This is a genomic window from Aromatoleum sp. (assembly GCF_035254505.1).
GTDB lineage: Bacteria > Pseudomonadota > Gammaproteobacteria > Burkholderiales > Rhodocyclaceae > Aromatoleum.
The window spans coordinates 20,551-46,873 of sequence record NZ_DATFAO010000053.1 but is presented as its reverse complement, the minus strand read 5'-3'; the positions used below and the strand labels follow the sequence as shown (position 1 = coordinate 46,873).

Below are 26,323 nucleotides of genomic sequence, written 5' to 3'. Positions count from 1 at the left end.
GAAGCCATCGACGGCGAACTGCTGGCGCTGGTCGGCGGCATGCCGCTCGCGGCCCAGCGCTTGGTACAGAACGGGGCGGGCGCGATGCACAAGCGCTTCGTCAAGGAAATCGCTCAGATCCCGGCGACCGATCCGCTCAAGCTGGCCGGCCAGTGGGAAAGCTGGCTCAAGTCGAAGGAAGCGCTGGCCGCCGGATTCGGCATGGTGCAGCTCGTGGAGTGGCTGCAGCGCTGGGTGACCGATCTCGCGACCCTGCGGCTCGGGGGGCGGGTGCGTTATTTCCCGGGCGAGGAAGGGACGCTCGCTGCGCTCGCTCAGCGCACCAGCATCGCCGCTGCGACGAACTGTTACAATGAAGTCTCCCGGATTCGCCGGGTATCGCAGCATCCGCTCAATGCCAGACTGATGCTCGAGGACATGCTGTTGCGCTACGCGCGCGCCCTGACCGGATCCCGCCGATGAGCGAAGCTCCCAAGCCGAGCGTCGCACGCCCGAGCGTGCTGTCGCTGAACATCAACTCGAAGTCCGCACTCTATGCGGCTTACATGCCCTTCCTCGCCAACGGCGGCATTTTCGTGCCCACGCCCCGCGTCCATACGCTCGGCGACGAAGTCTTTATGCTGCTACAGTTGATGGACGACCCGACCAAGCATCCCGTCGCCGCGACCGTCGTGTGGGTGACTCCGCACGGTGCGCAGGGCGGGCGGACGCAAGGGATCGGCGTTCATTTCAGCTCCGATGAATCCGGCAAGGCGTTGCGGAACCGTATCGAACAGATCCTCGCCGGCCATCTCGGCTCCAATCGTCCCACGCATACCCTCTGATTAACCGATGTTCGTTGATTCGCACTGCCATCTGGACTTTCCGGATCTCGCCGCGCGCGAGGACGCCGTTCTCGCCGAGATGGCGGCCGAGCGCGTCGGTCACGCCTTATGCGTGGCCGTGAAACTCGAAGACTTTCCGCGTGTGCTCGCGCTCGCCGAACGGCACCCAAATCTCTCGGCATCCGTCGGCGTACACCCCGACAACGACGGCGTCGAGGAGCCCGACGTCGCGCGCCTGCTGGCCCTCGCGGAGCACCCGAAGATCGTCGCGATCGGCGAGACAGGGCTCGACTACTACTGGCAGAAGGACGCGCCGGAATGGCAGCGCGAACGCTTCCGCACGCATATTCGCGCCGCGCGTGCCTGCGGCAAGCCCCTGATCGTCCACACGCGCTCGGCCGCCGAGGACACGCTGCGCGTGATGCGTGAGGAAGGCGCCAGCGAGGCGGGCGGCGTCATGCACTGCTTCACCGAGTCGCGGGAAGTCGCCGAAGCGGCACTGGACCTCGGTTTCTACATCTCCTTCTCGGGCATCGTCACGTTCAAGAGCGCGCGGGACCTGAAGGAGGTCGCCCGCTTCGTGCCGCTGGATCGCCTGCTGATCGAGACGGACTCGCCGTATCTCGCCCCCGTCCCGCACCGCGGCAAGACCAACGAGCCCGCCTGGGTTGTCCACGTCGCCGAGGAAATCTCCCGCTTGCGCAACGAACCGCTCGAACGTATCGAGACCGTCACCACCGAAAACTTCTTCCGGCTTTTCCGCCATGCCCAAGCTCACTGATCGGCTGCACCGCGTCCTGCTTTCCACTGTGTTCGCGACGGTGCTCGGCGCCTCTGCGGCCCACGCAGGCAGCTACGAAGACGGCCTCAGCGCTGCCCGCGTGGGCGACACGTCACAGCTCGTGGAACTCCTCAACCGCGGTCTGGATCCCGACACAGTCGACCCCCAGGGCAATTCGCTGTTGATGCTTGCCGCCCGCGAGGGCCAGGCGAAGACCGTCGCGGCCTTGCTGAAATATCGGCCCAAGGTCTCGCTGCGCAATGGAGCCGGCGATTCCGCGTTGATGCTCGCGGTGTTGAAGGGCGAGACGCCCGTCGTCGACCTCCTGCTCGACGCCGGCGCCGCGGTCAATAACGAAGGGTGGAATCCTCTGATGTATGCCGCCTTCGAAGGCCGCTTGGAGATTGTGGAGCGCCTGCTGGCACGCGGGGCCGATGTCAATCTGCTCGCGCCGAACAAGTCGAACGCGCTGATGCTCGCCGCCCGGAACGGTCACATCGACGTCGTGCGGCGTCTGCTGAAGACCGACGTGAATCTCGATCAGGAAAACGACGCGGGCTTCACGGCCGAAAGCTGGGCCATGGCAAACGCGAACACCGACATCGCCGACCTGATCCGCGCCGAACGCAAGCGCCGCGCCGGGCAGTAAGCGCCGCGCTCCGGCTCGTCGTCCCTCACGGCACAGGGGGACGCGCGAAGTCCCGTGACATCCGCGCCGCAGTCACGACCGTCGTGAAATGCACCGATACTGTATCGTCGATATCGTTCGCGTAGCCTCCAGCCATCGCGACCGCCACCGGGATGCCACGGCCGAAGCACTGCCCGAGTACCAGTTCGTCACGCGCCGCGAGGCCGTCGAAGGTCAAGGCGAGGCGGCCCAGTCGATCGCCTTCGAAGGGGTCCGCACCGGCGAGATAGATCACGAGATCGGGCTCGAAGCGCGAAAAGAGCCGCGAAAGGGCATCGTCCAAGACTGCGAGATACGCGCTGTCCCCCGTTCCGTCCGGCAGTTCCACATCGAGATTCGAGACCGCCTTGCGGAAGGGAAAATTCTTGGCTCCATGCAGGCTCAAGGTGAACAGATCGGTGCGGTCCGCCAGGATCGTCGCCGTGCCGTCCCCCTGATGGACGTCGCAGTCGACGACCGCCACCTTGCGCGCAAGTCCCTCCGCCTGCATCGCCAGTGCGGCGATCGCCGCATCGTTGAACACGCAGAAGCCCGAACCGAAGTCGCGATGTGCGTGATGCGTACCGCCGGCGAGATTCGCCGAGCATCCGTCGACGAGGGCGCGCCGGCAGGCAGCCAGCGTCGCGCCCGCGGACCGGCGCGAGCGCTCGACCATCTGCGGGGTCCAGGGAAACCCGATGCGCCTCTGCTCGGCCGGTTCGAGGGTGCCGCTCGTGACACGCGACAGGTAGCCCGCATCATGCGCGCGCAGGATTTCGGCATCGCTGGCAGCGACAGGAACAATGAAATCCGATTCGCCGAAATGCCCCGAAGCGGCCAGGCGAGCGCGCAGGCGCGAATATTTCTCCATCGGGAACCGATGCCCCGGAGGCAGCGGCAGCACGAAATGGTCGGCATAGAAGAGTTTCACTGCAAGGCGCCCTGTGCATGCAATGGCGGAATGCTCCACGAATCCCCCTGTCGCGGCAAGAACCGGAGACGTCGGATTCGACGGCCGCCGTGGCGCCGATTAAACTGAAACGTCCCGCGCACGAAGAATCTGCTGGAACAGGTGAAACCCATGAGCATCAACGACACGATCCGCCGGTGTCAGCCCCGACTCGTCGAAATCCGCCGCGACATCCACGCGCATCCCGAACTCGCGTTTGCCGAGCATCGCACGGCCGAACTCGTCGCTGCCCACCTCGAAAGGCTCGGCCTCGAAGTGCATCGCAACGTCGGCGGTACCGGCGTTGTCGGAACGTTGCGCTCCGGACGCGGCCTGCGCGCCATCGGCTTGCGCGCCGACATGGATGCCTTGCCGATCCAGGAACGCAACGAATTCCTGCACAAGTCGCGTCACCAGGGATGCATGCACGCCTGCGGCCACGACGGACACACGACCATGCTGCTCGGTGCCGCCGAAGTGCTCGCTGCTCACCCCGACTTCGACGGCACCGTGCATTTCGTTTTCCAGCCGGCCGAGGAAGGCGAGGGCGGTGCCGATGCGATGGTCAATGACGGCCTCTTCGATCGTTTTCCCATGGAATCGATCTTCGGCCTGCACAACTGGCCCGGACTGCCCGCCGGGCAGTTTGCCGTGCATCCGGGCCCCGTCATGGCGAGCGCAGACCGTTTCGACATCGAGATCCGCGGCCACGGCGCCCATGCCGCCATGCCGCATCTCGGGACCGATTCCATCGTCGCAGGCGCAGCGCTCGTACAGGCGATCCAGTCCATCGTCAGCCGCACGCTCGACCCCACGGACTCGGCTGTCGTCTCGGTCACCCAGTTCCACGCTGGCGAAGCCTACAATGTGATCCCCGATCGCGCGCAACTCTGCGGGACCGTGCGCGCCTTCAGCGAGGCGGTCCAGGAGCGCGTCGAAGCCTCGCTCCAGCGCCTGTGTGATGGCGTGGCTGCCGCGCAGGGTGTCGAGATCGACCTTGCCTATCGCCGCGGCTACCCTCCGACGATCAACACGGCAGACGAAGCGGCCGTGTGTGCCGAAGCGGCGGCAGCTGTCGCGGGCGGCGCTCCGGGCGTCATCACCAACGCGCGGCCTAGCATGGGCGCCGAGGATTTCGCCTACTATCTGCGGCACAAGCCCGGCTGCTACGTATGGCTCGGCAACGGTCCCGGCGAGGGCGGATGCACCTTGCACAACCCGCATTACGACTTCAACGACGAAGTGATGCCGGTTGGCGTCGCCTATTGGGTCGAACTCGCGCGCCGGATCCTGCAACGCGGCTGACGCGGGCGGACTGAACCTTCTCCGTCGCAGGGCGTCGATGGACTCATGAATACACTGCGGCTTGCCTTGCGGATGGTGTTGCGCGACCTGCGCGCCGGAGAACTCCATCTGCTCGGACTGGCGATCGTCGTCGCGGTCGCAGCGCTGACCAGCGTCGGCTTTCTTGGCGACCGTGTCTCCCGTGCCCTCGATCGCGAAGCAAACCAGCTGTTGGGTGGCGACCTCTTGCTCCGTGCGGATCATCCATGGAGCGGCGAGATTACAGCCGAAGCGCGGCGGCGCGATCTGGGAGTGGTCGGCAGCATCCTCTTCACCAGCATGGTGAGCAGCGAATCGGGCGCCCAACTGGCCGCCGTGAAGGTCGTCGACAGCGGTTACCCCTTGCGCGGAAGCGTCCGCATCGCCAAGGGGCCGAACCAGCCTGATGTCGTGGCCGGCCGGGTTCCTGAACGCGGCGAAGTGTGGCTCGACGAGCGTCTCCTCTCGGGACTGGGCGTGTCGGTCGGCGAACGGGTCGGGCTCGGAGAACTCGAGTTTCGGGTCGGTGGGATGGTCACCTTCGAGTCCGACCGGGGCGCGAACTTCTTCAGCCTGCTGCCCCGCGCGATGTTCAATGCAGCCGACCTTCCTGCCTCTGGCCTGCTGGTCCAAGGCAGCCGTGCTACGTGGCGCCTCCACCTCGCCGGCAGTCCCGATGCCATCGCGGGATTCGAGGCCTGGACAAAGGGGCATCTTGGCCGCGGTGAGGCAATCGAGACGATCGAGAACGCCCGCCCCGAAGTGCGTACGGCGCTCGACCAGGCGCAGCGCTTTCTCCGTCTCGCTGCGCTTCTCGCCGTGATCCTCGCGGCCGTCGCGGTGGGCTTGTCGGCCCGTCGATTCATGCGCCGACACCTGGATGCCTGCGCCGTCATGCGCTGCTTGGGTGCCCGGCAGCGGCAGGTCATGGCCATCGTCCTGGGCGAGTTCGTGCTGTTCGGCCTGGCTGCAGCCGTCCTGGGAACCCTGATTGGCTGGGCCGTCCATCAGGGACTGGTCAGCCTCGTGCTGAAGTCAATCGTCGGAGAGCTCCCAGCTCCGTCGTTTCAGCCGCTCTTCTACGGACTTTCGATCGGTCTCGTATTGTTGACCGGGTTCGTCTTCCCGCAAGTCCTGCGTCTTCGTCACGTCCCCGCGCTGCGCGTCCTGCGTCGCGAAATCGTCCCGATCGAGGCCCGCAGCGCAGCGGCCTGGCTCGTCGGTGGGGCCGCGCTGGTTGCAGTCATCTTCTGGGTGGCCGGGGAGTTCCGGTTGGGGGCGATGGTTTCCGGAAGTTTCGCAGTGGCTCTAGGCCTTTTCTCCGCGATCGCGTGGGGCCTGCTCCTGCTGCTCGGCCGGATGAGGGGCGCGGGAACTCTACGGGGCAGCGGCTGGCGCTATGGCCTGGCGGCGTTGGTTCGCCGCAAGGGTTCGACGATCGTCCAGGTCAGCGCAATCGGGGTCGGCATGACGGCGCTCGTGCTCCTGACGCTCGTGCGCGGAGACTTGCTCGACTCCTGGCGGCGGATGTCCCCGCCGGATGCTCCCAACCGCTTCGTCATCAACATCCAGCCGGACCAACGCGAGCCGCTCGCCCGGTTCTTCACAGAGCGTCGAATGACCGCTCCAGCGATCCTACCGATGATTCGGGGGCGTCTGACGGCCATCAACGGCCGCGAGGTACGGCCGGAGGATTATGCGGAAGATCGGACCCGTCGCTTGGCCGAGCGCGAATTCAACCTGAGCTACGGCACTTCGCCACCCGAGGGAAACTCCGTTGTCGCTGGCACCTGGCACGGCAATGATACGGCCCCTCAGTTCTCGGTCGAGCAAGGGCTTGCCGAAACCTTCCACCTCAAGGTGGGCGACCGCGTGCGTTTCACGGTGGCCGGCCGTGCGGTCGAGGCGCCAATTACGAGCGTGCGCAAACTCGACTGGGACTCGATGCGGGTCAATTTTTTCTTTATCGCCAGCGTCGGCATGCTCGAAAACGACCCCGCCAGCCTGATCATAAGTTTCCGCCAACCGGAAGCCGACAAGGGACTGACCCAGGATCTGGTCCGTCGCTTCCCGAACTTCTCGGTAATCGACGTGGACGCCGTGATCGGACAACTGCGTGCCTTGACCGATCAGTTGGTCCTGGTCGTCCAGTTCGTCTTCATTTTCGCCCTCGTGGCCGGCTTCATCGTGCTGTTTGCGGCACTGGAGTCGACCCACGACGAGCGCGAATTCGAACTGGCGATGCTGCGTACGCTTGGTGCCCGTAACCGGCAGATGCGCCAGGCGATCATTGCAGAGTTCAGTGTGCTGGGCGTGGTGGCGACACTGATGGCGGTGGGGGGCGCTTCGGCGATCGGTTGGGGGCTGGGGCGGCAGGTGTTCAAGATTGCCTATACGCCGGACCCACTCGGGTCGATGCTCGTTATTGCAGCCGGGACAGTGGCCGTTGTCCTTGGAGGCTGGATAGGCATGAGAAAGCTGTTCGGGCGCGTACCCATGGCGGTTTTGCGCAATCTATGACGCCGCGCTGCGTATTCGGCGGAGCAATCGGCGGTCCTTCGCTGTATGCCGGCGGCTGCTATTCTCAAAAAAGGGACGCGCGCATATGAAGCTTTGCTGAAAATGAGAAGAGCCCGTTTCGCTACGGGCTCTTCTCAAGGTAAAACAACTGTTACTTCACATGGCAAGTCAGGCAAATCGCACTACCTTCCGGCGTTACTCGAAGGAAGGTCGGAAGGAACGTCGCGCCCGCTCCTTGCACGCCATGGGGATCATGGCAGGAGGCGCATTCAACTTCAAAACCCTGTCCCGAATCGTAGAAACGCAATTCATTCTTGTCCGGGCGGCCGTTGCCGTTGAGGTCGAAGAACTTGATCTTTCCTTTGGTAACTGCGGTGGAGTTCCAATCGGCCCCGGTTGGGAACTGAACCCCGACCGGGTGGTCGTTGGTCAGATCGGTGCCGATTGCAAAGACCGTGAAGTCCGTTGCCGTAGCGCCGAGGGCCCCGGCGCCGGACGAGTGACAGGCGAGGCACTCGCCGTCTTTCAGGCCCATGTGACTCCCTGACGGACTGCGCCAGGTATTCAGCAGGCTGTCAGCGGTGGCGCTGCTTGGATCCAGCGCTAATCCTGCGTTGTAGCCCCCGGAGCCCGGCATATTCACGATCGAGTCAACAGCAGTCTGACCGTCGTGACAGGATAGACAGGTCAGCGAATTAGGACCGGGTTGCGTCGCCGTGCCAGTCAGGGTTTGCTGGTTGTAGAGGGTATAACTGGGAGTCCGGAAAGTCCGGTTCCATAGCGGTGCAGCTGCAATTTGACCGCTTTGGTTGGCGGCATGGGGAGTGTGACAATACACGCACACCTGCTGATAGTCATTGCGGTATGGGTCCATGACCCCACCGTTCGGACCGCCACCGCTTGCTTGACGCTGCGTCAGGTTATGTCGCGTATTGCCGATGGTTCCCTGATTCGAAAATTTGGTCGGAAGATCAGTACCTGACAGGGCCATCCCGGATGAAACGAGACCCACGACGGCCATGATTGCCGCAAGTTTTTTCTTCTGCATGGTGTGTTCGCGTCCACAAGTTATTCTGCTTGTTTTAATGCAATAAGCATGCCGGAAGAACGTGCTTTCCCTTGGCTGGCGATGGCTCCAGCCACGTTCTTGTCATCGTCCGACTCAATTATTGCCTTGCCCCGTACCATCCGCCGGACGGTATACTTCGATTTTGCGGTGGTACTGATCTGCAACATACAGCCGACCGGTTTCGTCGGCGGCCACGCCGCCAATTAAACCGAAGTTTCCCGGTAAATTGGTTATTCCAGCGGAGCCAATCCACATAAGCAAATTTCCTGCCGGGTTGAAGACTTGGACGTTGTTGAAGGACGCGTCAGACACGAAGATCTTCCCTTCCTGGTCCACGGCTATGCTGCGGGCGCGCGAGAACTGACCGAGACCGTTGCCAAGGCTGCCAAAGGTAAATTTGTAAGTTCCGTTTAAGTCGTATCCTTGAATTCTGAAATTCCCGGAATCGAGAACGAGCAGCTTCCCATCCGCGGTTACCGTCGCAGCAAGCGGAATATTTAGTTGCCCCGGACCGGAGCCGCGCGGTCCTATACGGAATAGTTCTGCCCCGTCCGGAGAGTAGCCGATCACCTTGTGGTCATCTCCTTCGACGCTTCCGCGATCGACAACAAAGATTCTTTGTCCGTCACTGCTTACGGCCACGCCGGCGGGTTTTGTGAGTGCCTTCGGATCGCCGACGGCATAGAGAAAGAGACCAAGCGAGTCGAACACTAGTACCCGTTTCTGTTTTCCATCGAGCACATACACGTTGTTTTGCCGATCGACTGCCAGTCCAACTGGATTGGTCGTTCGATTTGGTTCGCGCATGCCGATCTGGAAGACGTGGCCACGAGGAATATCGAAGACAAAAATAGAGTTCGTGGGCGGGTCGGCAACATAGACCCTGCCATTTCTTGCCGCTACGGCGGAAGGTTTGCGAAATAGCGGTTCTCCGAAATTTGCAGTCCCTCCCGTAAGCATCCGCTTCATCTTTTCGTCATCCGTCTCCTTGTGGATGTCGGCCTGATTTCGCAACTGTGCTTCGTAGATGTAGCGGGGTTGCTCCGGTGGTTCAGGCCATACGATATGAGCCTTGGCTTCCTTGCCGTTTTCAGACGTGCTCGTCTGGACGGAGCACCCGGTCATGACGGAGGCTGCGATTGTCGAGATGACGGCTACGGCGAGAAATCTCGGCAACAATCGGTCGGGAAGCTTGAATACGTGTGAGGTTCTGGGAAGTTGTGTCGACATTGGGTGGAGGGTCGTCGCTCGGATCGATCATTGCTCGGAAATGGAACATGACGAATGTGTGCCCGACTTCAGTCGCCTCAAATACGATGACATGGTCGGACGGGTGCTGGCGCATCATGTTACGACGCGACACGCAATTCCCTTGCCTGGTCGACAACGCCCTGACCTCTCCGGCCGCCTGCGGGGCAGCGAAGCGGGAACGCTCAGCCCCCGATATACGACATCTCGATCTTCCGCAATCCGGCCGTATTCGCCGTTCGGATCTCGGAGTAATGATCTTCTCGAGCAGTCCAGACGCTCGCGATCGCGCGGTCGAGCTCTTCGTCGCTGGTGCCGGCGCGCAGCAGTTCCCGTAGGTCATGTCCCTGCTGGGCGAAGAGGCAGGTGTAGAGCTTGCCTTCGGTCGATAGCCGGATTCGCGTGCAGGTTGAGCAGAAGGCCTGCGTGACGGAGGAGATCACGCCGATTTCCCCTTGTCCGTCGACGTAGCGCCACCGCTCCGCCACTTCTCCCGTGTAATTGGGTTCTACGGCTTCGAGCGGGAAGGCTTCATTGATGCGCGCAATGATTTCACGCGACGGCACGACGGCCCCCATTTCCCAGCCGTTCGAACTGCCGACGTCCATGAACTCGATGAAGCGCAAAATATGGCCGGAACCTCGGAAATGCCGCGCCATGTCGACGATTCCATGATCGTTTACACCGCGCTTGACCACCATGTTGACCTTGATTGGAGCCAGCCCGGCTTGCTCGGCCGCCTCGATGCCCTGTAGAACCGCGGCGACAGGGTAGTCGGCGTCGTTCATGGCGCGGAAGGTCACGTCGTCGATCGCATCGAGGCTCACGGTGACCCGATGCAGTCCCGCGTCGCGCAGTGTGCGGGCCATGCGTGGAAGGAGAACCCCGTTTGTCGTGAGTGTCAGCTCCAGGCCTTCGATAGCGGTCAGCATCTCGACCAGGTTCTCGACGTGCTTCCGCAACAAGGGTTCGCCCCCGGTGATGCGGACCTTTTGTACTCCCCGCGCTGCGAAGACCCGTGCAACGCGAGTGATTTCTTCGAAGGAGAGGAGTTCCTTGCGTGGCAGGAAAGGGTAGTCGGCGCCGAAGACGGACCGGGGCATGCAATAGACGCAGCGGAAATTGCAGCGATCGGTCACGGAGATCCGCAGGTCACGGACCGCGCGGCCCCGCCGGTCGAGCAGCGGCATACCCGGATTGGGTATGATGATGCCGTTGGGCGTGGCGGGCTGGGTGTTAGCGAGGTGGATTGGAATGAATTTCATTGCATTTTTGGATGCGGGCGCCACAATGCAAGGGACGAAAGTGGAAGGGAGCCGTCTGGGCCGACACCTCTTTTGACGATTATCGGCAGCGTTGTGTTCCACTGCAAGGGTGAGATGTGAATCGGCCCTTGGTGCCCTGCCGGATTCGCGAGACCGCGTACGCATTTGTCTCGGCCGGCAAGGAACCGTTTTGTCGGATATAAGACTAAAGTATCAAATTTTGCGTGAATTGACCTCGGCTGGATGCCGCATTCCCTATGTCTTCAAGCGCAATCGAAATCCCTGTTGCTGAATTCTTTGCGAAGTTCCCACATCTCCGCCGGATCGAGACGATGTGGGGATCGGCTGAGTGCCGGAAGCTTCTTTTCCAGCTCATGACCGATACGCGGGGCGGGACCCGTCAAGGGTTTCCGAAGGAGCATGCCCTGACGTTGATGCGCCTGATGATGGAGCATGACCGTAAGTTTCCGCAGTTTGAGCATGTCATTGCATTGCAGGAAGATTCCCGATGGGGCGATGTCTCGCGCCGGGGGATCCGATAGGAGACACGATTTCCCGACTTGAACCGTTTGGGTGTCTTGACGACAGCGGTTCGGTGCAACACGGAGTCTCCCGTTTTGTTTTCCGGCATCAGGAGAACGACTGCATGGCTCGCCCCGGGTCGCTTTCGGCTGAGAATCTGTGTAGGCGCAGCGCGGCCGATTGGCCGGATTTCGAGACGACGGACGACCTGACGGACCTGCCAGGCGGTTTGGGGCAGGCGCGGGCGGAAGAGGCGCTGCGTTTTGCCTTGGCGATGCGTCAGCCGGGCTATCACGTGTTTGTCCTCGGTGAGGCAGGGACAGGCCGGCATGCGGTGGCGTTGCGCTTGCTGCGCGAGTTCGCCCAACAGCGCGAGATTCCGCCGGATCTCTGCTACCTCCACGACTTTGATAACCCGCAGCGGCCGCGTCTTCTGAAGCTTCCTGCCGGACGAGGTAGCGTGCTGCGTTCGCAGATGCAGACCTTCATCACCGACCTCGGTCCGGCGATTGAGGCGGCCTTGGAGGCCGATCCGCATCGCGAACGCGTCGATGCCCTTCAGGAGGCGCACAAGTCTCGGGAAGAGAAGGCCTTGCGGGAGATCGGCGAGGCGTGCGCCGCAGAAGGGATATCGCTTCTGCAGACTCCCGAGGGATTCGTGTTTGCGCCGACGGCAAACGGCGAGGCCATGTCGCCGGACGCCTTCGAAGCCTTGTCCGCAGAGGCACGCGAAGCGATCGAAGAGAAGGTGGCGCGATGGAGCGAACAGCTCAGCGATCTGCTCGACGATTTCCCCGGTTGGCGCAAGGCCTTGCAGGAATCGGTCAAGCGAGCGAGCCGCGACGCGCTGGGACCCGCGATCACGCATCTGATGCGCCCGCTGCGCGCAACGTACGCCGAACTTCCGGAGGTGCTGCGGTTTCTGGATGCCGTCGGGCGCGACGTGCTGAAAAACGCGGCGGAGCAGGACATCGCCGAAGACGAGGACGAAGCGGCCGATGACGGCGGACAACGATTTCATCGCTATCAGGTGAAGTTGCTCGTCGATCACGCTTCGACACAAGGTGCGCCGATTGTGTACGAGGACAATCCGGCGTTCGGAAATCTCATCGGGCGCGTCGAGTTCATCGCGCAGATGGGCGTGTTGATGACCCACTTCAACCTGATTCGTGCGGGCGCGCTGCACCGGGCGTGCGGCGGATATCTCGTGGTCGACGCGGATCGTCTGCTGACGCAGCCTTTCGCTTGGGAGGGATTGAAACGAGCCTTGCGTGCGCGGGAAATCCGCATTGAACCGCCCGCCGAGGCGCAGGGCTGGACGAACGTCCAGATGCTTGAGCCTGAACCGGTGCCGTGCGACGTCAAGGTCATCCTGGTCGGCGACCGGGAACTGTTTTACCTCTTGACCGAGAACGACCCCGATTTCCCTGAGCTGTTCAAGGTCGCAGCGGACTTCGATGACGATATGCCGCGGACCGATGCGCTGACGATCCAGTATGTGCGCCTGCTCGCGACGCTCGCTCGCGCGTCGGATCTGTTGCCGGTGAACCGCGAAGGGTTGGCACGGATGGTTGAGGAAGGTGCTCGTCTGGCCGAAGACGCTGGTCGGCTCAGTCTCCAGACGCGTCATCTGGCCGATTTGCTGCGGGAAGCGGACTACCACGCACGACAGGCGGGGCTGACGGTCGTGGATGCCCGTCAGATCGATGCGGCAATTGCGGCACGTACGCGGCGCTTCGGGCGTTACTCCGAACGGGTCCTCGAATCGATGCTGGACGGAACGACGCTGATTTCGACCGAGGGCAGCCGTTGCGGCCAGGTCAACGGCCTCGTGATCGTGGAGATCGCCGGCGAGCAGTTCGGACATCCGGTGAGGATAACGGCGACAGCGCATCTCGGTGAGGGCGACGTGGTCGACATCGAGCGCGAGACGGAACTCGGAGGTGCGATCCACTCGAAGGGTGTGCTTATCCTCTCTGCCTTCCTCGCCGCGCGTTATGCGCGACATCAACCGCTGTCGCTGGCGGCGAGTCTCGTGTTCGAGCAGTCCTATGGTCCGGTCGAGGGCGACTCGGCGTCACTCGCCGAATTGTGCTCCTTGCTCTCCGCCTTGGCGCAGGCGCCGATCCGGCAGTGCTTTGCAGTAACCGGTTCGGTCAATCAATTCGGCGAGGTGCAGGCGATCGGCGGGGTGAATGAAAAGATCGAAGGCTTCTTTCAATTGTGCCGTTCGCGCGGCCTGACCGGCGAGCAGGGGGTGCTGATCCCCGCGGCGAGCGTCAGGCAGTTGATGCTACGGGACGAGGTGGTGGAAGCGGTCCGGGCCGGTCGCTTTCACGTCTTTCCTGTCTCGAACGTGGATGAGGCGATCGCGCTCCTGACCGGTATGGAGGCCGGTGCGCCTGACGCTAAGGGGATTCTGCCGCGCGGAAGCGTGAATCACCGAGTCGCCGAGGCCTTGGCGGTGATGACGAGCGCGAAGCACGCGGCCGACCAAAATGGCGGCCGGAAGCCCCGCCATCGACGGCGCGAGGAGGAGTGAGCCGACGACGACAGGGTCACCGGCCGCGTCGATTCACGCGGCGCAGCGCTCGATGAGGCGCTCCAGCGCACTGACGTGTTCGGCTTCCTCCGCGGCGAACTCGTTCGCCATCGATTTGACGCGCGGATTCCTGCTGCCAGCCGCAATCACGGCATAGAACTCGCGTCCCGCCTGTTCGCTTTGAAGGGCCAGTTGGAGCGCGTCCGCCACGCTCATCAGGCCGTCCACGCCTGCCCAGGCAGCGGTCTCTGGGCTCGTCCCGTCCGGCCAGCTGTATTCGTCGGGAGCCAGCGCCGGCAGGGGACGGAAGCCGCTGCGCGTTTGGGCTTCGGCGAGATGCTCGCGCGAATAGGTGGCCATCTGGCGGAAGAACGCTTCAACTTCCGCATTGCCGAAAGTGTGCATCGCATCGGCGAGTTCTTCGAAGCGTCGAGCGGCTTCCGCTTCGAGCCGGACGGCGTGCGCGAGGAAGAGGTGGATGTCGTCCATGATCCCTCGTCAGCCGAATTTGAACAGGATGCCGAAGCCGCCGCGCGGCCAGTCCCAGGCAACGTTGCGGTGTTCGTCGCAGATGATGCGGCAGGTGCCGCATTCGAGACAGCCGTCGGTGATCAGGACCACCTTGCCGTTACCCTCGGCGATGTAGCACCCGGCCGGGCAGCAGGTCGTGCATTGCTGCTCGGTGCAGTGGTTGGCGCACAGATCCGACTGCTTGATGTGGATGTGCGGCCGCCCGGCGTCGACGCGATAGCGGTTCTGGAAGAGTTTCTCTTCGACCTTCACTTGTGTCATTTCCTTCTCCTTGCGTCGGTCGTTCAGCGAGCCTGGAAGGCGCGCCACAGCTTGAAGGCGTCGCCGAAGAGGCCGGTCAGCGAGCGGGCGGCAAGGAAACTGCCACGGATCTCGCGTTCCTTGGTCTTCTTGTCGATGCCATCGACCTTCACCAGCGTGTGGGCGGCGCGGTTGAGGAGCTCGGGATAGGTCGTGAAGAACTGCGGGCTCTTGTGGAAGATTTCCGGCATCTTCCGGTACTTCTTAAGGTCCTTCATGACGAAGCTGGCATCCAGGCGCTGGCGATAGACCTTGAGGTTCCTCGCTGAACATTCCTTGCCGGCGGCCTTGAGGTCGATCAGCGTCTCCGCGGCGATCTGCCCGGCAGTCATCGCGAGGTTGGAGCCTTCGCGGTGGATGCCATTGACGAACATGCCCGCGTCACCGGCGATCATCCAGCCCTCGCCATAGACAGGCGGAATCGCTTCGTAGCCGCCCTCGGGGATCAGGTGCGCGGCGTATTCCTTCATTTCTGAGCCCGCAATCAGCGGCTTGATCGACGGATGCGCTTTCATCTGTTCGAGCAGCTGGTAGGGCGTGGTCTTCTGCTTCTTAAAGTCCGACAGCATGCAGCCGACGCCGAGCGTGATCGATTCGCGGTTGGTGTAGAGGAAGGCGGTGCCCATCATGCCGGCGGTGATCTTGCCCGCCATTTCGACGACCACGCCTTCGTCCTCGCCGATGTTGAAACGCGACTCGATCGTCTCCTGCGGTAGGAAGTGGATCTCCTTCACCGCGAGCGCGATGTCCTTCGGCTTGAGTTCCTCGTGGAAGCCGGCCTTCTTTGCGAGCAGCGAATTAACCCCGTCGGCGAGGATCACGCAGTCGGCGAAGACGTCGCCGTTCTTGCGGTCGGTGCGCACGCCGACGACGCGATTGCCGTCCATCAGCAGTTCCTGCACCGTCGTCTCGCAGATGACGAGGCCGCCCGCCTTCGTAACCTGCTCCGAGAACCACTTGTCGAACTGCGCGCGGATGATCGTATAACGGTTGTAGGGCTCGCGATTGAATTCCTCGGAGCGATAGTTGCTACCGACGTGCGACGCATCGTCGAGAACCCACACGCGCTGCTCGATCAGGTGGCGTTCGAGGGGCGCCGAGTCGCGGAAGTCGGGAATGATCTTCTCGATTGCGTCGGCATAGAGGATTGCGCCCTGCACGTTTTTCGAGCCGGGATATTCCCCGCGCTCGATCTGCAGTACCTTGAGCCCGGCCTTCGCGGCCGTGTAGGCGGCGGCGTTGCCGGCCATGCCGGCGCCGACGACGATGACATCAAACTTTTCGGCCATGAATCTTCTCCTGGATCTGAATGTCAGCCGGCTTTGCGCGCCTGCGCGATCTGCGCGCGGAAGGCGTCGGTGAGGGCAGGGAGGACCTGCATTGCGTTGCCGACAATGCCGTAATGCGCGAAGTCGAAGATCGGTGCGTTCGGATCGTTGTTGATCGCGATGATCACGTCGGCGCCGTCCATGCCTACGCGGTGCTGGATCGCGCCGGAGATGCCGGCTGCGATATAGAGCTTCGGCCTCACCGTCTTGCCGGACTGGCCGACCTGGCGATCGAGTTCCGCCCACCCTGCCTGGACGATCGGGCGCGACGCTCCAATCTCCGCGCCGAGTACTTTCGCTAGATCCCATACGAGCTGGAAGTTCTCCTGCTTCTTCAGACCTCGGCCGCCGGCGACGATGATGTCCGCGAAGGGAAGCTGCGGCTTGTCCTGCAGGTTGTCCGGGATGTATTCCAGGACCTTGGTGATGATCGAGGATTCGATGAGCGTTACCTTGTGCTCGACGATGCGGCCTGTGCGTGACGTGTCCGGCTCTGGCATCGCCATGACGCGAGGACGTACCGTGGCCATTTGCGGGCGATGGCGCTGCGTCATGATCGTGCAGAGGAGTGACCCGCCGAAGGTCGGGCGAGTCGAGGCGAGGTTGCGCGATTCGGCCTCGATGACGAGTTCCGTGCAGTCGGCGACGAGTCCGGTGGCGAGCGTGGTTGCGACCGAGCCGGCGAGGTCGCGGCCGAGCGTCGAGGCGCCGAGCATCAGGATCTCGGGCTGGTAGGTGTTGACCAACTCCGTGAGCGCCTTCGTGTAGGGTTCGTTGCGGTAGTCGTGCAGGACTTCGTCCTGCACGAGGTAGCAGAGGTCCGCGCCGTAATGGAAAGCCTCGCTGCAGATCGCGCGCGTCCGCTCGCCTGGCGGGCCCATCACGATGCCCGCGAGCTCGACGCCCAGCGCGTCGGCCAGTTTGCGCCCCTCGCCGAGCAGTTCCCACGACACGGGATGCACGACGCCGCGTTCGGCCTCGATGAACACCCACACATGCTTGTAATTGACGAAGCGCGGATCGACTTCGACCTTCTTGCGCGCTGGCTTCTTGACCGGTTCGCTCATGATCTCGTCCTTACTTGGCCAGACGGGCGATTTCCCGCTCGAGTTTGGGATGCTGGGTGAAGACCTTGGCGAGCAGTGTCGCAGCGAGGTTCTTCGGATCGTTGTCGATGGTCTCGACGATCTCGGCGCGTTTGCTGCGCGGCTTGGGCGCGAACACCTTGCCGACAACGGTCGGACTGCCCTTGAGGCCTACGACGTCCGGATTCTCGATGCCCGCCGCAACGCGATCCCACAGCTTCAGCGGATAGCGCGCGGCGCGGAACATGTCGTCCATGTCCGCATAGCGCATCTCGTTCGTGCCTTCCAGCATCGTGATCAGACACGGCAGCTTCGTGCGCAGCACCTGCACGCCGCCTTCGGCACGCCGCTCGACGAGGATCTCGCGATTGCCGTGATCGATCTCGCGAATCGCCGAGACGTAAGTGAGGAGCTGATAGTCCAGACGTTTCGCGATACCGGGGCCGACCTGCGCCGTATCACCGTCGATCGTCTGCTTGCCGGTGAAGATCAGATCGACGGGCATGTTCTCGCGGATCTTGTTGATTGCCGAGGCCAGGGCGCAGGAGGTCGCGAGCGTGTCGGCACCCGCGAACGTGCGGTCAGAAACCAGGATCGCATCGTCCGCGCCGAAGGACAGACATTTGCGCAGCGCCACCTCAGCCATCGGCGGGCCCATCGTGATGACGGTCACCGTGCCGCCGAATTTGTCCTTCAGGCGCAGTGCTTCTTCAAGCGCGAAAAGGTCGTAGGGATTGATGATCGCCGGGACGCCCTGGCGCATGATCGTGTTGGTGACCGGATGTACCCGGATCTGCGCCGAGTCGGGCACCTGCTTGATACAGACGACGCTGTGCATGGCAGCTCCCGTTCTCTCAGGCCTGGTAGCGCGGCACGCTCTTGTCGATCACGATCGTCCCGTCCGACGGGCACTGTGCGATGCACTGCGGATCGTCGTAGTGGCCGATGCACTCGGTACAGAGGTCCGCCTTGATCGCGAACATGCCGTTCTTTTCCTTGACGGCATCGTTCGGACACTCGGGCTCACAGGCGCCGCAGGCGGTGCAGGAAGAAGTGACAATTTTGTAGGCCATGACGTCCTCGCTCGTTTGCTATTCGGGCTGCCGGGTATGCAGCGCTTCCGATAGCCTTATTGCAGGACCTGTGCCAGGCCATTTCTATATCGCTATGTCTTCAAAAAAAACATAAAAATCAAATAGTTATTTTTTTGTAGTATTTATTTCAGTGGTCGGGTTTGCAACACGGGGCCGTCGAGTATGTGTGGGTATTCGGACACGGGAGGGCCGGCCTCCGTGTCTTTTGAAACATCGTTCTCCCCCGGCAACCTTGAAACTTGTATCCCCCCACCTAGACTCGAAACAGGTGCACAGCGGTACCTGATCGTTCCCTCGGCAAGTCCCCGTCCGGCGTTTCGGACATCGTGAACAAGGGACGATTTTGCTTCCGACAAGGCGTGTCTCGAACTCTTTAGCCTGGGGAACCTCATGACTTCGAGCGGCACTGAAACTGGCCATCAGGAACGTGTTCCGCATCGCTGGCACGTGTTGCGGTTATTGCGTGCGATGCGCTCCGGGCATCCCTTCATTCGACTCTGGGATATGTCGTGCCTGATGTATCTCGAAGGAGTCCCGATGGCCGTCCACTATTTCGGCTTCCTTGAGCGCAACGGCTACATCGTGCCCTGTGCCAAGGAGGGTCTGCAGTCCCATTACTACACGCTGTCGTCGGACGGAATCGAGCTCTACGAACAGGGGGAGCGCTGGTGGGGGTCGCTGCGGTGGCCGCAGAAGTACTGGGTCATCTGGCGCGGCTAGAAACTGTTGCCGCGGAAAACACAAAGGCCACTCCGAAGAGTGGCCTTTGTGTTTGCTTTACTGGCTCCCCGACCTGGGCTCGAACCAGGGACACACGGATTAACAGTCCGTTGCTCTACCGACTGAGCTATCGGGGATCGGTATCGTCTGCCCACGCGAAATGCGCCTGAGCCAAATTTGGCTCCCCGACCTGGGCTCGAACCAGGGACACACGGATTAACAGTCCGTTGCTCTACCGACTGAGCTATCGGGGAAAGAAGCCGCGCAGTATAGATACGGCGCGGTTGTTCGTCAATAATTAAATGAGATTTTTAGCCCTTGACGACCGAAGCAATCGCCTTGGCGACGTAGTCGATGTTGCGCGAGTTCAGAGCGGCCAGGCAGATACGGCCGGTGGACACCGCGTAGATGCCGAAGTCGTTCTTGAGCTGCTCGACCTGGGCGGCCGATAGGCCGGTGTAGGAGAACATGCCGCGCTGCTGGATCACAAAGGAGAAGTCTTGCGCCACGCCGGCACCCTTGAGCGACTCCACAAGGCCGACGCGCATCGCACGGATGCGATCGCGCATGCCGGCCAGTTCGTCTTCCCACATTTGGCGCAGTTCGGGCGAGTTCAGCACTGCTGCGATGACCGCGCCGCCGTGGATCGGGGGATTGGAGTAGTTGGTGCGAATGACACGCTTGACCTGGGACAGCACGCGGGCCGATTCGTCCTTGCCGGCCGTGATGATCGACAGGGCGCCGACGCGCTCGCCGTACATCGAGAACGACTTCGAGAAGGAGCTCGACACGAAGAACTGCAGGCCGCTGGCCGAGAACAGGCGAACCGCAACCGCGTCCGGTTCGATCCCGTCGGCAAAGCCTTGGTAGGCCATGTCGAGGAAGGGAACCAGCGCGCGCTCGCGGCAGGCTTCGACGACTTCGCCCCACTGAGCCTCGCTCAGGTCCGCGCCGGTCGGGTTGTGGCAGCAGGCGTGCAGCACGACGATCGAGCCCGGAGCGAGCTGATCGAGCTTGGCCTTCATGCCCGCAAAATTCACGCCGCGCGTCGCCGCGTCATAATACGGGTAGTTCTCGACCGGGAAGCCCGCCGATTCGAACAGGGCGCGGTGATTTTCCCAGCTCGGGTCGGAGATGAAAACGGTTGCGCCCGGCAGCAGGCGTTTGAGATAGTCGGCGCCGACCTTGAGAGCGCCGGTGCCGCCGAGAGCCTGGACGGTGACGACCTGACCATTTGCGATGAGTGCGGAATCCTTGCCCAACAACAGGTTCTGCACCGCATTGTTGTAAGTGGCGGGACCTTCAATCGGCTGGTAGCCGCGCGGCGGCATCGCTTCGAGGCGGGCCTTCTCGGCGGTCCTGACCGCGCTCAGCAGCGGGATCTTGCCGTTGTCGTCGTAGTAGACGCCGACGCCGAGGTTCACTTTCTCGGCACGCGCGTCCGCGTTGAAGGCCTCGTTCAGGCCGAGAATCGGGTCACGGGGCGCCATCTCGACGGCGGCGAAGATCGAAGCGGGCATATCAACAACTCCAGGGTGGGCGGGAAGTACGTCTGCGGCCCGCGGCGGGTTTAAGGCGATGTGCCTTGGTGCCGTGCTTTGAGCCGCGAATTGCGAAATAATGACCAGTCGGCCCTTCGCAGCAAGCGCAAACAGGGCCTCAAAGGACCTGAAATTCTAACATGACGCATCCCAGCGACAGCATTCCGGTGATCACCTTCGAGGGGAGTCCGTTCCGACTTCATCAGCCGTTTCCGCCTGCCGGAGACCAACCGGCGGCGATCGCGCAACTTATCGAAGGCATCGGGGATGGCCTGATGTACCAGACCCTGCTGGGCGTCACGGGCTCGGGCAAGACCTACACGATGGCCAACGTGATCGCGCGCTGCGGCCGTCCGGCGCTCGTGCTGGCGCCGAACAAGACGCTCGCGGCGCAGTTGTATGCGGAGTTCCGCGAATTCTTCCCGGAAAACGCCGTCGAGTACTTCGTCTCGTACTACGACTACTACCAGCCCGAAGCCTACGTGCCGTCGCGCGACCTCTTCATCGAGAAGGATTCGAGCATCAACGAGCACATCGAACAGATGCGGCTCTCGGCGACGAAGAGTCTGATGGAGCGTCGCGACGTCGTGATCGTGGCGACGGTCTCGTGCATTTACGGTATCGGCGATCCGGTCGATTATCACGCGATGATCCTGCATCTGCGTGAAGGCGAGCGCATTGCCCATCGCGACCTCGTGCAGCGTCTGGTCGCGATGCAGTACACGCGCTCCGACATCGATTTCCGGCGCGGAACGTTTCGCGTTCGTGGCGATGTGATCGATGTGTTTCCGGCCGAGAACGCGGAACTCGCGGTGCGCATCGAGATGTTCGACGACGAGATCGAGCATCTGACGCTCTTCGATCCGCTGACCGGGCACCTGAAGCAGAAACTCATGCGCTTCACCGTCTATCCGTCGAGCCACTACGTGACGCCGCGCGCCACCGTGCTGCAGGCCATCGAGGCCATCAAGGAGGAGTTGCGCGACCGCGTCAGTTACTTCTATGGCTCGGGCAAGCTCGTCGAGGCACAGCGCATCGAGCAGCGGACCCGCTTCGACCTCGAAATGCTCAACGAGATGGGCTTCTGCAAGGGCATCGAAAACTACTCGCGCCATCTGTCGGGTCGTGGTCCGGGCGAACCGCCGCCGACGCTCATCGATTATCTGCCGTCTGACGCGCTGTTTTTTGTCGACGAGTCTCACGTGTCGATTCCTCAGGTCGGCGGAATGTACAAGGGCGACCGCTCGCGTAAGGACAATCTTGTCCAGTATGGCTTTCGGCTGCCGTCCGCCCTCGACAATCGTCCCTTGCGGTTCGAGGAGTTCGAGCAGTTGATGCCGCAGACGGTTTTCGTGTCGGCCACGCCCGCGGACTATGAAGCGAAGCACCAGGGGCAGGTGGTCGAGCAGGTGGTGCGGCCCACAGGCCTGATTGATCCCGAGGTCGAAGTGCGGCCGGCCACGACGCAAGTGGACGATCTGCTGTCCGAAGCCAAGCGCCGGATTTCAGCCGGCGAGCGAGTCCTCGTCACCACACTGACGAAGCGCATGGCCGAAGACCTGACCGACTATCTCGGCGAAAACGGCATCCGCGTTCGTTACCTGCATTCGGACATTGATACGGTCGAGCGCGTCGAAATCATCCGCGACCTGCGACTTGGCGAATTCGACGTCCTCGTGGGCATCAACCTGCTGCGGGAAGGACTGGATATTCCCGAAGTGTCGCTCGTCACGATCCTCGATGCGGACAAGGAAGGCTTCCTGAGGTCCGAACGCTCGCTGATCCAGACAATCGGCCGCGCGGCTCGCCACATCCATGGCAAGGCGATCCTCTACGCTGACGTGATCACGCGGTCAATGCGTGCGGCCATCGATGAAACTGACCGGCGGCGGACCAAGCAGGTGGCCTTCAACGAGGCGAACGGAATCATCCCCAGGACGGTCAGCAAGCGGATCAAGGACATCATCGACGGTGTCTATACGAGCGACGAAGAGCGCCGCGCTTTGCACGTCGCCGACGCACCGGCCGAGTATTTCGCATTCGACGAGAAGACGCTTGCGAAGCGCATCAAGAAGCTGGAGAAGGAAATGCAGGAGCACGCCCGCAATCTCGAATTCGAAAAGGCCGCGGCCGTGCGTGACGAACTCTTTCGGCTCCGTCAGCAGGCGTTCGGGGCCGATCAACATGGAAGCGGCAGCTGAGCGAGATGACGATGACGCGAATTCTGTTTGTGTGTTCCGGGAATATCTGCCGCTCTCCGACTGCGGAAGCGGTTGCCCGTCATGCGATCCAAGCAAGCGGACTGTCGGATCTGATCGAAGTGGATTCCGCGGGTACGCATGACTTCCATGTCGGCGAAGCTCCCGATCCGCGCACCCGAAAGGTGGCGTTGCGGCGCGGCTACGACTTGAGCACTCTACGCGCGCGCCGCCTCGAAGTCAGGGATTTTCAGGAGTTCGATCTGCTGCTGGCGATGGACGCCACTCATCTCGAATACATGCGCCGCACTTGTCCGGACGCCTATCGCGAGAAGCTCGCCCTCTTCATGCACTATGCGCGAAACTACAGTCTGGATGAGGTGCCGGATCCGTACTATGGCGGGGAGAAGGGATTCGAGGCGGTGCTCGACTACTGCGAGGACGCAGTGGAAGGGTTGATTCAGGAGCTGATTGCCCGGTCGGGGAGAGGCATCGGGCAGCGGGCTTGAGCGACGTTCGCGCAAGACCCCGCTTTCGGAGTCTTGCGCGGTTTCGTCATGCTTTCCGCGTCAGTTTGACTTGCCGCGGGTTTCGACCTGCTCCAACGGCTCACTGACGATCACAGCAGCCTGACGGGGGCGGCGACCGAGCGGCTGTGCCGGCGCTTCCGGAGCCCCGCTGGAGAAGGTCTGAGCCTTCTGCCGGTCGGTTTCGATCAGCACGAGGCCGCTATCAGCCAGCGCGACACCGAGGTCGATCGGGGCGGACGGAGCCTTCGAGAGGGCGGGTGCTACAGCAGCCGCTCCGCCATCGTCCACGCTCGACGAAGCTTGTGGCGCGATAGCGGGTTCGGCGACGGCCACAGCCACAGCCACAGCCACAGCCTCAACTTCGGCTGCAGGCGCTTCGGCTTCCACCGGCTGAGCAATGGCGACCGGTTCCGCTTCGGCGGATGCTGCGACCAGAGCGGGGACTTCGGCGAGTTGTGGTTGCGGCTCGGAAGCTTCCTGCGCCGAGGCCTCCGCGGACTGCGCCAGCGTCTCGGTCGCGGGATGCGCTTCGGGCTGCGTCGTCTCCACCACTGCGTGCTCTTGCACTTGCGATTCAGCGGTCACCGCCTCTGTCATCGCCGGAACGGGGAGGGGCGCTTCTTCCATCGCGGCCGGCACGACTTCGGCAGGGCTTGCGACGACCGGTAGCGGGGCGGGCTCTTCGACTCGTACCGGGGCCACAGACGGCTCGCGGCTTGCGGTCTGTTCGACCTGGGCGGCTTCCGCGGCTTCGGGGCTGACCATCGCGGCCGCCTCTTCGCCTGCCGGCTCTGCGACGGCCGATGCTTCATCGGTTGCGACGCCGGCAACTGCCTGATCTTCCGCTCCGCGACGGTCACGGCGACCACGGCTGCGGCGCCGGCGCTTTTCCGGCGAGCCTTCCTCACCCGCGGCTGCGGTCTCGGCAGGAGCTTCCTGCGAAGCGGCTACGACTGCCGCTGCGGCGTCGATCGCGGCAATGTCCTGAACGGCCTCGAGTCCTTCAACGGCCTTCGGCTGGTTGCGCTGCCGCCCTTGACGATTGCGGCCAGCACCTTCGCCGCGCTCCTGGCGGGCGGGCTTTTCGCGTTCGCCGGCATCGGCGCGCTCTGCCCGTTCCGGGCGCTGCTCGGCACGTTCCGGACGTTCCTGACGCTCGGGACGGCCGCCGCGCTGCGGCTGGGCCTGCACCGTCTCTTCGCGATCGGCGCCGCGTTCACTACGTTGGCCGTCACGTCGATTCCGGCCATTGCCGCGACGATCGCCGCGCTCGGGACGCGGGCGGGCTTCCCGTTTCGGTTCGGCTTCCACCGGAGCCGGTGTAGCAGCCGGCTTGCTGCCGAACAGCCAGCCGAACACGCGCTGCACGATTCCGGGCTGCGGCGCCGGTGCGCTCACGGGTTCCGGCTTCGGCTCGACGATGGGAGCCGGCTGCCCGGGAGCGATCCCCTTGACGACCGCTTCCGGCCGTGCCGGTTTGGCGTCACCCTTCGCTGGCAGGCGCAGATCGACGTCGGCAGGCTTGCCGACCATCTGGTAGCTGGCCAGCGCGGTCTCTTCCTGATTCAGCTGATCGTGTCGCAGGCGCACGATCTCGTGATGAGGCGTCTCGAGGTGACGGTTGGGGATGATGATCAGCAGAATCTTGTGCCGTACCTCGATATGCGCGATATCGACGCGCTTCTCGTTCAGCAGGAAGGTGGCGACGTCGACCGGGACCTGCACATGCACGGCGCCCGTGTTTTCCTTCATCGCTTCTTCTTCGAGAATGCGCAGGATGTGGAGCGCCGACGATTCGGTGCTGCGGATGTGGCCGGTGCCGTTGCAACGGGGGCACGGAATGTAGCTCGTCTCCGCTAGCGCCGGACGCAGGCGCTGACGCGACAGCTCGAGAAGACCAAAACGGCTGATTTTGCCGGTCTGCACCCGCGCGCGATCGTGGCGCAGCGCGTCGCGCAAGCGGCTTTCGACCTCACGCTGATTCTTCTGCGACTCCATGTCGATGAAGTCGATGACGATCAGGCCACCCAAGTCGCGCAGGCGTAACTGGCGCGCGATTTCCTCGGCCGCTTCCAGGTTGGTGCGGAAGGCGGTTTCCTCGATGTCGGCGCCCTTGGTCGAGCGGCCCGAGTTCACATCGATCGACACTAGTGCTTCGGTATGGTCGATCACGACCGCGCCGCCGCTCGGCAGGCTGACCTGACGCGAGTAGGCTGACTCGATCTGATGCTCGATCTGGAAGCGCGAGAACAGCGGCACGTCGTCGCTGTAGCGCTTGACGCGATTGACGTTGCCCGGCATCACGTGCGCCATGAACTGCTGCGCTTGCTCGTAGATGTCGTCGGTGTCGATCAGGATCTCACCGATGTCCGGCTGGAAGTAGTCGCGGATCGCGCGGATCACGAGGCTACCTTCCTGGTAGATCAGGAATGCACCGGACTGCGACTGGGCTGCGCCTTCGATCGCGTGCCAAAGTTGCAGCAGATAGTTCAGGTCCCACTGCAGTTCTTCGGCGCTGCGGCCGATGGCCGCCGTGCGGGCGATCAGGCTCATCCCCGACGGACTTTCGAGCTGGTCCATGACCTCGCGCAGTTCGTTGCGCTCGTCACCTTCGACGCGACGCGAAACGCCGCCGCCGCGCGGATTGTTCGGCATTAGCACAAGGTAGCGGCCGGCGAGCGAAATATACGTCGTCAGCGCCGCGCCCTTGTTGCCGCGCTCATCCTTCTCGACCTGGACGATGAGTTCCTGTCCTTCGCGCAGCGCGTCCTGGATTCGTGCCTTACCTGCGTCCACGCCGGGAGCGAAGTAGGAGCGCGAAATTTCCTTGAACGGCAGGAAACCGTGGCGCTCGGAGCCGTAATCGACAAAGGCAGCTTCGAGGCTGGGCTCGATGCGGGTGATGACCGCCTTGTAGATGTTGCTCTTACGTTGTTCTTTGGCGGCAGATTCGATATCGAGGTCGATCAGTTTCTGACCATCCACGATCGCGACGCGCAGTTCTTCCGCCTGCGTCGCATTGAAAAGCATGCGCTTCATATAGGTCGTTCCCCCGGGCGAAACACACGGGCAGGACGATCGGCTCGCACCATCGCGCTTGCAACGAAATCAGGATTGGGTAGTTGTGCCTACTTTGTTCCAGTCGGTTATGGGCTGTGATGGGTCGGCTGTCGAATTTCATGCGTTCCCGCCGGGGGCCGGAACGCTTGATCCTGCGTGCGTGTTACGCGTCCAAATTCAATCAAATGGATCGAAGATTGTCGATTGCGGTACCATCCTTGCCTTT

General features: G+C 62.7%; 22 protein-coding genes and 2 tRNA genes. 10 read left to right on the top strand and 14 right to left on the bottom strand.

All coding sequences use genetic code 11. The features are described from left to right. From VJ673_RS10715 to VJ673_RS10700, 4 genes are all read left to right on the top strand, one after another. A partial coding sequence (locus tag VJ673_RS10715; RefSeq protein ID WP_324126086.1) for a DNA polymerase III subunit delta' C-terminal domain-containing protein occupies window positions 1–462 on the top strand: 462 nt, incomplete at its 5' end. Beyond that, a complete protein-coding gene (locus tag VJ673_RS10710; protein ID WP_324126085.1) occupies window positions 459–824 on the top strand; it encodes a PilZ domain-containing protein in 366 nt (121 codons plus the stop codon). The genes VJ673_RS10715 and VJ673_RS10710, both read left to right, overlap by 4 nt. Window positions 825–831: 7 nt before the next feature. After that, the gene (locus tag VJ673_RS10705) at window positions 832–1,605 is read left to right on the top strand and encodes a TatD family hydrolase (RefSeq protein WP_324126084.1); all 774 of its coding nucleotides are present in this window, start codon (window positions 832–834) and stop codon (window positions 1,603–1,605) included. Then, window positions 1,589–2,254, top strand: coding sequence for an ankyrin repeat domain-containing protein (locus VJ673_RS10700; protein WP_324126083.1), 666 nt, complete (start codon window positions 1,589–1,591; stop codon window positions 2,252–2,254). The genes VJ673_RS10705 and VJ673_RS10700 overlap by 17 nt, the downstream gene beginning before the upstream one ends. Before the next feature lie 25 nt (window positions 2,255–2,279). Here VJ673_RS10700 and VJ673_RS10695 read toward each other — a convergent pair whose 3' ends face one another. Continuing rightward, entirely contained in the window at window positions 2,280–3,203 is a 924-nt protein-coding gene (locus VJ673_RS10695) for a histone deacetylase family protein (RefSeq protein ID WP_324126082.1), read from the bottom strand. A 150-nt stretch (window positions 3,204–3,353) separates the two neighbouring features. Here VJ673_RS10695 and VJ673_RS10690 point away from each other — a divergent pair, with 150 nt between their 5' ends. Next, window positions 3,354–4,526, top strand: coding sequence for a M20 aminoacylase family protein (locus tag VJ673_RS10690; protein WP_324126081.1), 1,173 nt, complete (start codon window positions 3,354–3,356; stop codon window positions 4,524–4,526). A 45-nt stretch (window positions 4,527–4,571) separates the two neighbouring features. Then, entirely contained in the window at window positions 4,572–7,064 is a 2,493-nt protein-coding gene (locus VJ673_RS10685; protein ID WP_324126080.1) for an ABC transporter permease, read from the top strand. Window positions 7,065–7,215: 151 nt separating this feature from the next. Here the strand turns inward: VJ673_RS10685 and VJ673_RS10680 are convergent, their stop codons facing one another. The 3 genes from VJ673_RS10680 to moaA form a co-directional block, all read right to left on the bottom strand. Then, complete coding sequence (locus VJ673_RS10680) at window positions 7,216–8,112, bottom strand: cytochrome c3 family protein (RefSeq protein WP_324126079.1); 897 nt, start codon at window positions 8,110–8,112, stop codon at window positions 7,216–7,218. A 114-nt stretch (window positions 8,113–8,226) separates the two neighbouring features. Further along, window positions 8,227–9,258 (bottom strand): NHL repeat-containing protein, encoded by a 1,032-nt coding sequence (locus VJ673_RS10675; RefSeq protein WP_324126078.1) that lies wholly within the window; start codon window positions 9,256–9,258, stop codon window positions 8,227–8,229. Between the two features lie 308 nt (window positions 9,259–9,566). Next, window positions 9,567–10,646, bottom strand: a complete 1,080-nt coding sequence (gene moaA / locus VJ673_RS10670) for a GTP 3',8-cyclase MoaA (RefSeq protein ID WP_324126090.1) — start codon at window positions 10,644–10,646, stop codon at window positions 9,567–9,569. A 646-nt stretch (window positions 10,647–11,292) separates the two neighbouring features. Between moaA and VJ673_RS10665 the strand changes: the two genes are divergently transcribed. Continuing rightward, window positions 11,293–13,710 carry a Lon protease family protein gene (locus VJ673_RS10665; protein ID WP_324126077.1) on the top strand — a complete coding sequence of 806 codons (2,418 nt, stop codon included), beginning with the start codon at window positions 11,293–11,295 and terminating at the stop codon, window positions 13,708–13,710. 33 nt (window positions 13,711–13,743) lie between these two features. On the opposite strand, the gene VJ673_RS10660 is transcribed toward VJ673_RS10665, so the two are convergent. Genes VJ673_RS10660 through VJ673_RS10635 form a run of 6 tightly spaced genes read right to left on the bottom strand, consistent with a single transcriptional unit; the run spans window position 13,744 to window position 18,027 of the window. Next, window positions 13,744–14,199 (bottom strand): ferritin-like domain-containing protein, encoded by a 456-nt coding sequence (locus VJ673_RS10660; RefSeq protein WP_324126076.1) that lies wholly within the window; start codon window positions 14,197–14,199, stop codon window positions 13,744–13,746. Between the two features lie 9 nt (window positions 14,200–14,208). Continuing rightward, complete coding sequence (locus tag VJ673_RS10655; protein ID WP_324126075.1) at window positions 14,209–14,502, bottom strand: ferredoxin family protein; 294 nt, start codon at window positions 14,500–14,502, stop codon at window positions 14,209–14,211. A gap of 23 nt (window positions 14,503–14,525) precedes the next feature. Beyond that, window positions 14,526–15,830 (bottom strand): FAD-dependent oxidoreductase, encoded by a 1,305-nt coding sequence (locus VJ673_RS10650; RefSeq protein WP_324126074.1) that lies wholly within the window; start codon window positions 15,828–15,830, stop codon window positions 14,526–14,528. A 23-nt stretch (window positions 15,831–15,853) separates the two neighbouring features. Further along, window positions 15,854–16,936, bottom strand: coding sequence for an electron transfer flavoprotein subunit alpha/FixB family protein (locus tag VJ673_RS10645; RefSeq protein ID WP_324126073.1), 1,083 nt, complete (start codon window positions 16,934–16,936; stop codon window positions 15,854–15,856). A 10-nt stretch (window positions 16,937–16,946) separates the two neighbouring features. Next, window positions 16,947–17,792: an electron transfer flavoprotein subunit beta/FixA family protein gene (locus VJ673_RS10640; protein ID WP_324126072.1), complete on the bottom strand. Its 846-nt coding sequence runs from the start codon at window positions 17,790–17,792 to the stop codon at window positions 16,947–16,949. 16 nt (window positions 17,793–17,808) lie between these two features. Then, on the bottom strand, window positions 17,809–18,027 hold the full coding sequence (locus VJ673_RS10635) for a 4Fe-4S binding protein (RefSeq protein WP_324126071.1): 219 nt from the start codon (window positions 18,025–18,027) through the stop codon (window positions 17,809–17,811). Window positions 18,028–18,585: 558 nt separating this feature from the next. On the opposite strand from VJ673_RS10635, the gene VJ673_RS10630 reads away from it, so the two are divergent. After that, window positions 18,586–18,768, top strand: coding sequence for a hypothetical protein (locus VJ673_RS10630; RefSeq protein WP_324126070.1), 183 nt, complete (start codon window positions 18,586–18,588; stop codon window positions 18,766–18,768). Between the two features lie 61 nt (window positions 18,769–18,829). Here the strand turns inward: VJ673_RS10630 and VJ673_RS10625 are convergent. The 3 genes from VJ673_RS10625 to VJ673_RS10615 form a co-directional block, all read right to left on the bottom strand. Continuing rightward, window positions 18,830–18,905, bottom strand: a tRNA-Asn gene (locus VJ673_RS10625). A 41-nt stretch (window positions 18,906–18,946) separates the two neighbouring features. Next, window positions 18,947–19,022, bottom strand: a tRNA-Asn gene (locus tag VJ673_RS10620). Window positions 19,023–19,079: 57 nt separating this feature from the next. Continuing rightward, window positions 19,080–20,288, bottom strand: a complete 1,209-nt coding sequence (locus tag VJ673_RS10615) for an amino acid aminotransferase (protein WP_324126069.1) — start codon at window positions 20,286–20,288, stop codon at window positions 19,080–19,082. Window positions 20,289–20,449: 161 nt separating this feature from the next. Here VJ673_RS10615 and uvrB point away from each other — a divergent pair, with 161 nt between their 5' ends. Together uvrB and VJ673_RS10605 are read left to right on the top strand one after the other, a co-directional pair. Beyond that, window positions 20,450–22,510, top strand: coding sequence for an excinuclease ABC subunit UvrB (uvrB, locus tag VJ673_RS10610; protein WP_324126068.1), 2,061 nt, complete (start codon window positions 20,450–20,452; stop codon window positions 22,508–22,510). Window positions 22,511–22,521: 11 nt separating this feature from the next. Next, window positions 22,522–23,016, top strand: coding sequence for a low molecular weight protein-tyrosine-phosphatase (locus tag VJ673_RS10605; RefSeq protein ID WP_324126067.1), 495 nt, complete (start codon window positions 22,522–22,524; stop codon window positions 23,014–23,016). Window positions 23,017–23,076: 60 nt separating this feature from the next. Here the strand turns inward: VJ673_RS10605 and VJ673_RS10600 are convergent, their stop codons facing one another. After that, complete coding sequence (locus VJ673_RS10600; protein WP_324126066.1) at window positions 23,077–26,076, bottom strand: Rne/Rng family ribonuclease; 3,000 nt, start codon at window positions 26,074–26,076, stop codon at window positions 23,077–23,079. Between the last annotated feature and the right edge of the window lie 247 nt (window positions 26,077–26,323).

Excerpts from the sequence above, each read along its gene's own strand:
- VJ673_RS10710 (WP_324126085.1), top strand. The coding sequence starts at position 459 with ATGAGCGAAGCTCCCAAGCCGAGCGTCGCACGCCCGAGCGTGCTGTCG.
- VJ673_RS10705 (WP_324126084.1), top strand. The coding sequence starts at position 832 with ATGTTCGTTGATTCGCACTGCCATCTGGACTTTCCGGATCTCGCCGCG.
- VJ673_RS10700 (WP_324126083.1), top strand. The coding sequence starts at position 1,589 with ATGCCCAAGCTCACTGATCGGCTGCACCGCGTCCTGCTTTCCACTGTG.
- VJ673_RS10690 (WP_324126081.1), top strand. The coding sequence starts at position 3,354 with ATGAGCATCAACGACACGATCCGCCGGTGTCAGCCCCGACTCGTCGAA.
- VJ673_RS10685 (WP_324126080.1), top strand. The coding sequence starts at position 4,572 with ATGAATACACTGCGGCTTGCCTTGCGGATGGTGTTGCGCGACCTGCGC.
- VJ673_RS10680 (WP_324126079.1), bottom strand. The coding sequence starts at position 8,112 with ATGCAGAAGAAAAAACTTGCGGCAATCATGGCCGTCGTGGGTCTCGTT.
- VJ673_RS10675 (WP_324126078.1), bottom strand. The coding sequence starts at position 9,258 with ATGACCGGGTGCTCCGTCCAGACGAGCACGTCTGAAAACGGCAAGGAA.
- moaA (WP_324126090.1), bottom strand. The coding sequence starts at position 10,646 with ATGAAATTCATTCCAATCCACCTCGCTAACACCCAGCCCGCCACGCCC.
- VJ673_RS10665 (WP_324126077.1), top strand. The coding sequence starts at position 11,293 with ATGGCTCGCCCCGGGTCGCTTTCGGCTGAGAATCTGTGTAGGCGCAGC.
- VJ673_RS10660 (WP_324126076.1), bottom strand. The coding sequence starts at position 14,199 with ATGGACGACATCCACCTCTTCCTCGCGCACGCCGTCCGGCTCGAAGCG.
- VJ673_RS10655 (WP_324126075.1), bottom strand. The coding sequence starts at position 14,502 with ATGACACAAGTGAAGGTCGAAGAGAAACTCTTCCAGAACCGCTATCGC.
- VJ673_RS10650 (WP_324126074.1), bottom strand. The coding sequence starts at position 15,830 with ATGGCCGAAAAGTTTGATGTCATCGTCGTCGGCGCCGGCATGGCCGGC.
- VJ673_RS10645 (WP_324126073.1), bottom strand. The coding sequence starts at position 16,936 with ATGAGCGAACCGGTCAAGAAGCCAGCGCGCAAGAAGGTCGAAGTCGAT.
- VJ673_RS10640 (WP_324126072.1), bottom strand. The coding sequence starts at position 17,792 with ATGCACAGCGTCGTCTGTATCAAGCAGGTGCCCGACTCGGCGCAGATC.
- VJ673_RS10635 (WP_324126071.1), bottom strand. The coding sequence starts at position 18,027 with ATGGCCTACAAAATTGTCACTTCTTCCTGCACCGCCTGCGGCGCCTGT.
- VJ673_RS10630 (WP_324126070.1), top strand. The coding sequence starts at position 18,586 with ATGGCCGTCCACTATTTCGGCTTCCTTGAGCGCAACGGCTACATCGTG.
- VJ673_RS10615 (WP_324126069.1), bottom strand. The coding sequence starts at position 20,288 with ATGCCCGCTTCGATCTTCGCCGCCGTCGAGATGGCGCCCCGTGACCCG.
- uvrB (WP_324126068.1), top strand. The coding sequence starts at position 20,450 with ATGACGCATCCCAGCGACAGCATTCCGGTGATCACCTTCGAGGGGAGT.
- VJ673_RS10605 (WP_324126067.1), top strand. The coding sequence starts at position 22,522 with ATGACGCGAATTCTGTTTGTGTGTTCCGGGAATATCTGCCGCTCTCCG.
- VJ673_RS10600 (WP_324126066.1), bottom strand. The coding sequence starts at position 26,076 with ATGAAGCGCATGCTTTTCAATGCGACGCAGGCGGAAGAACTGCGCGTC.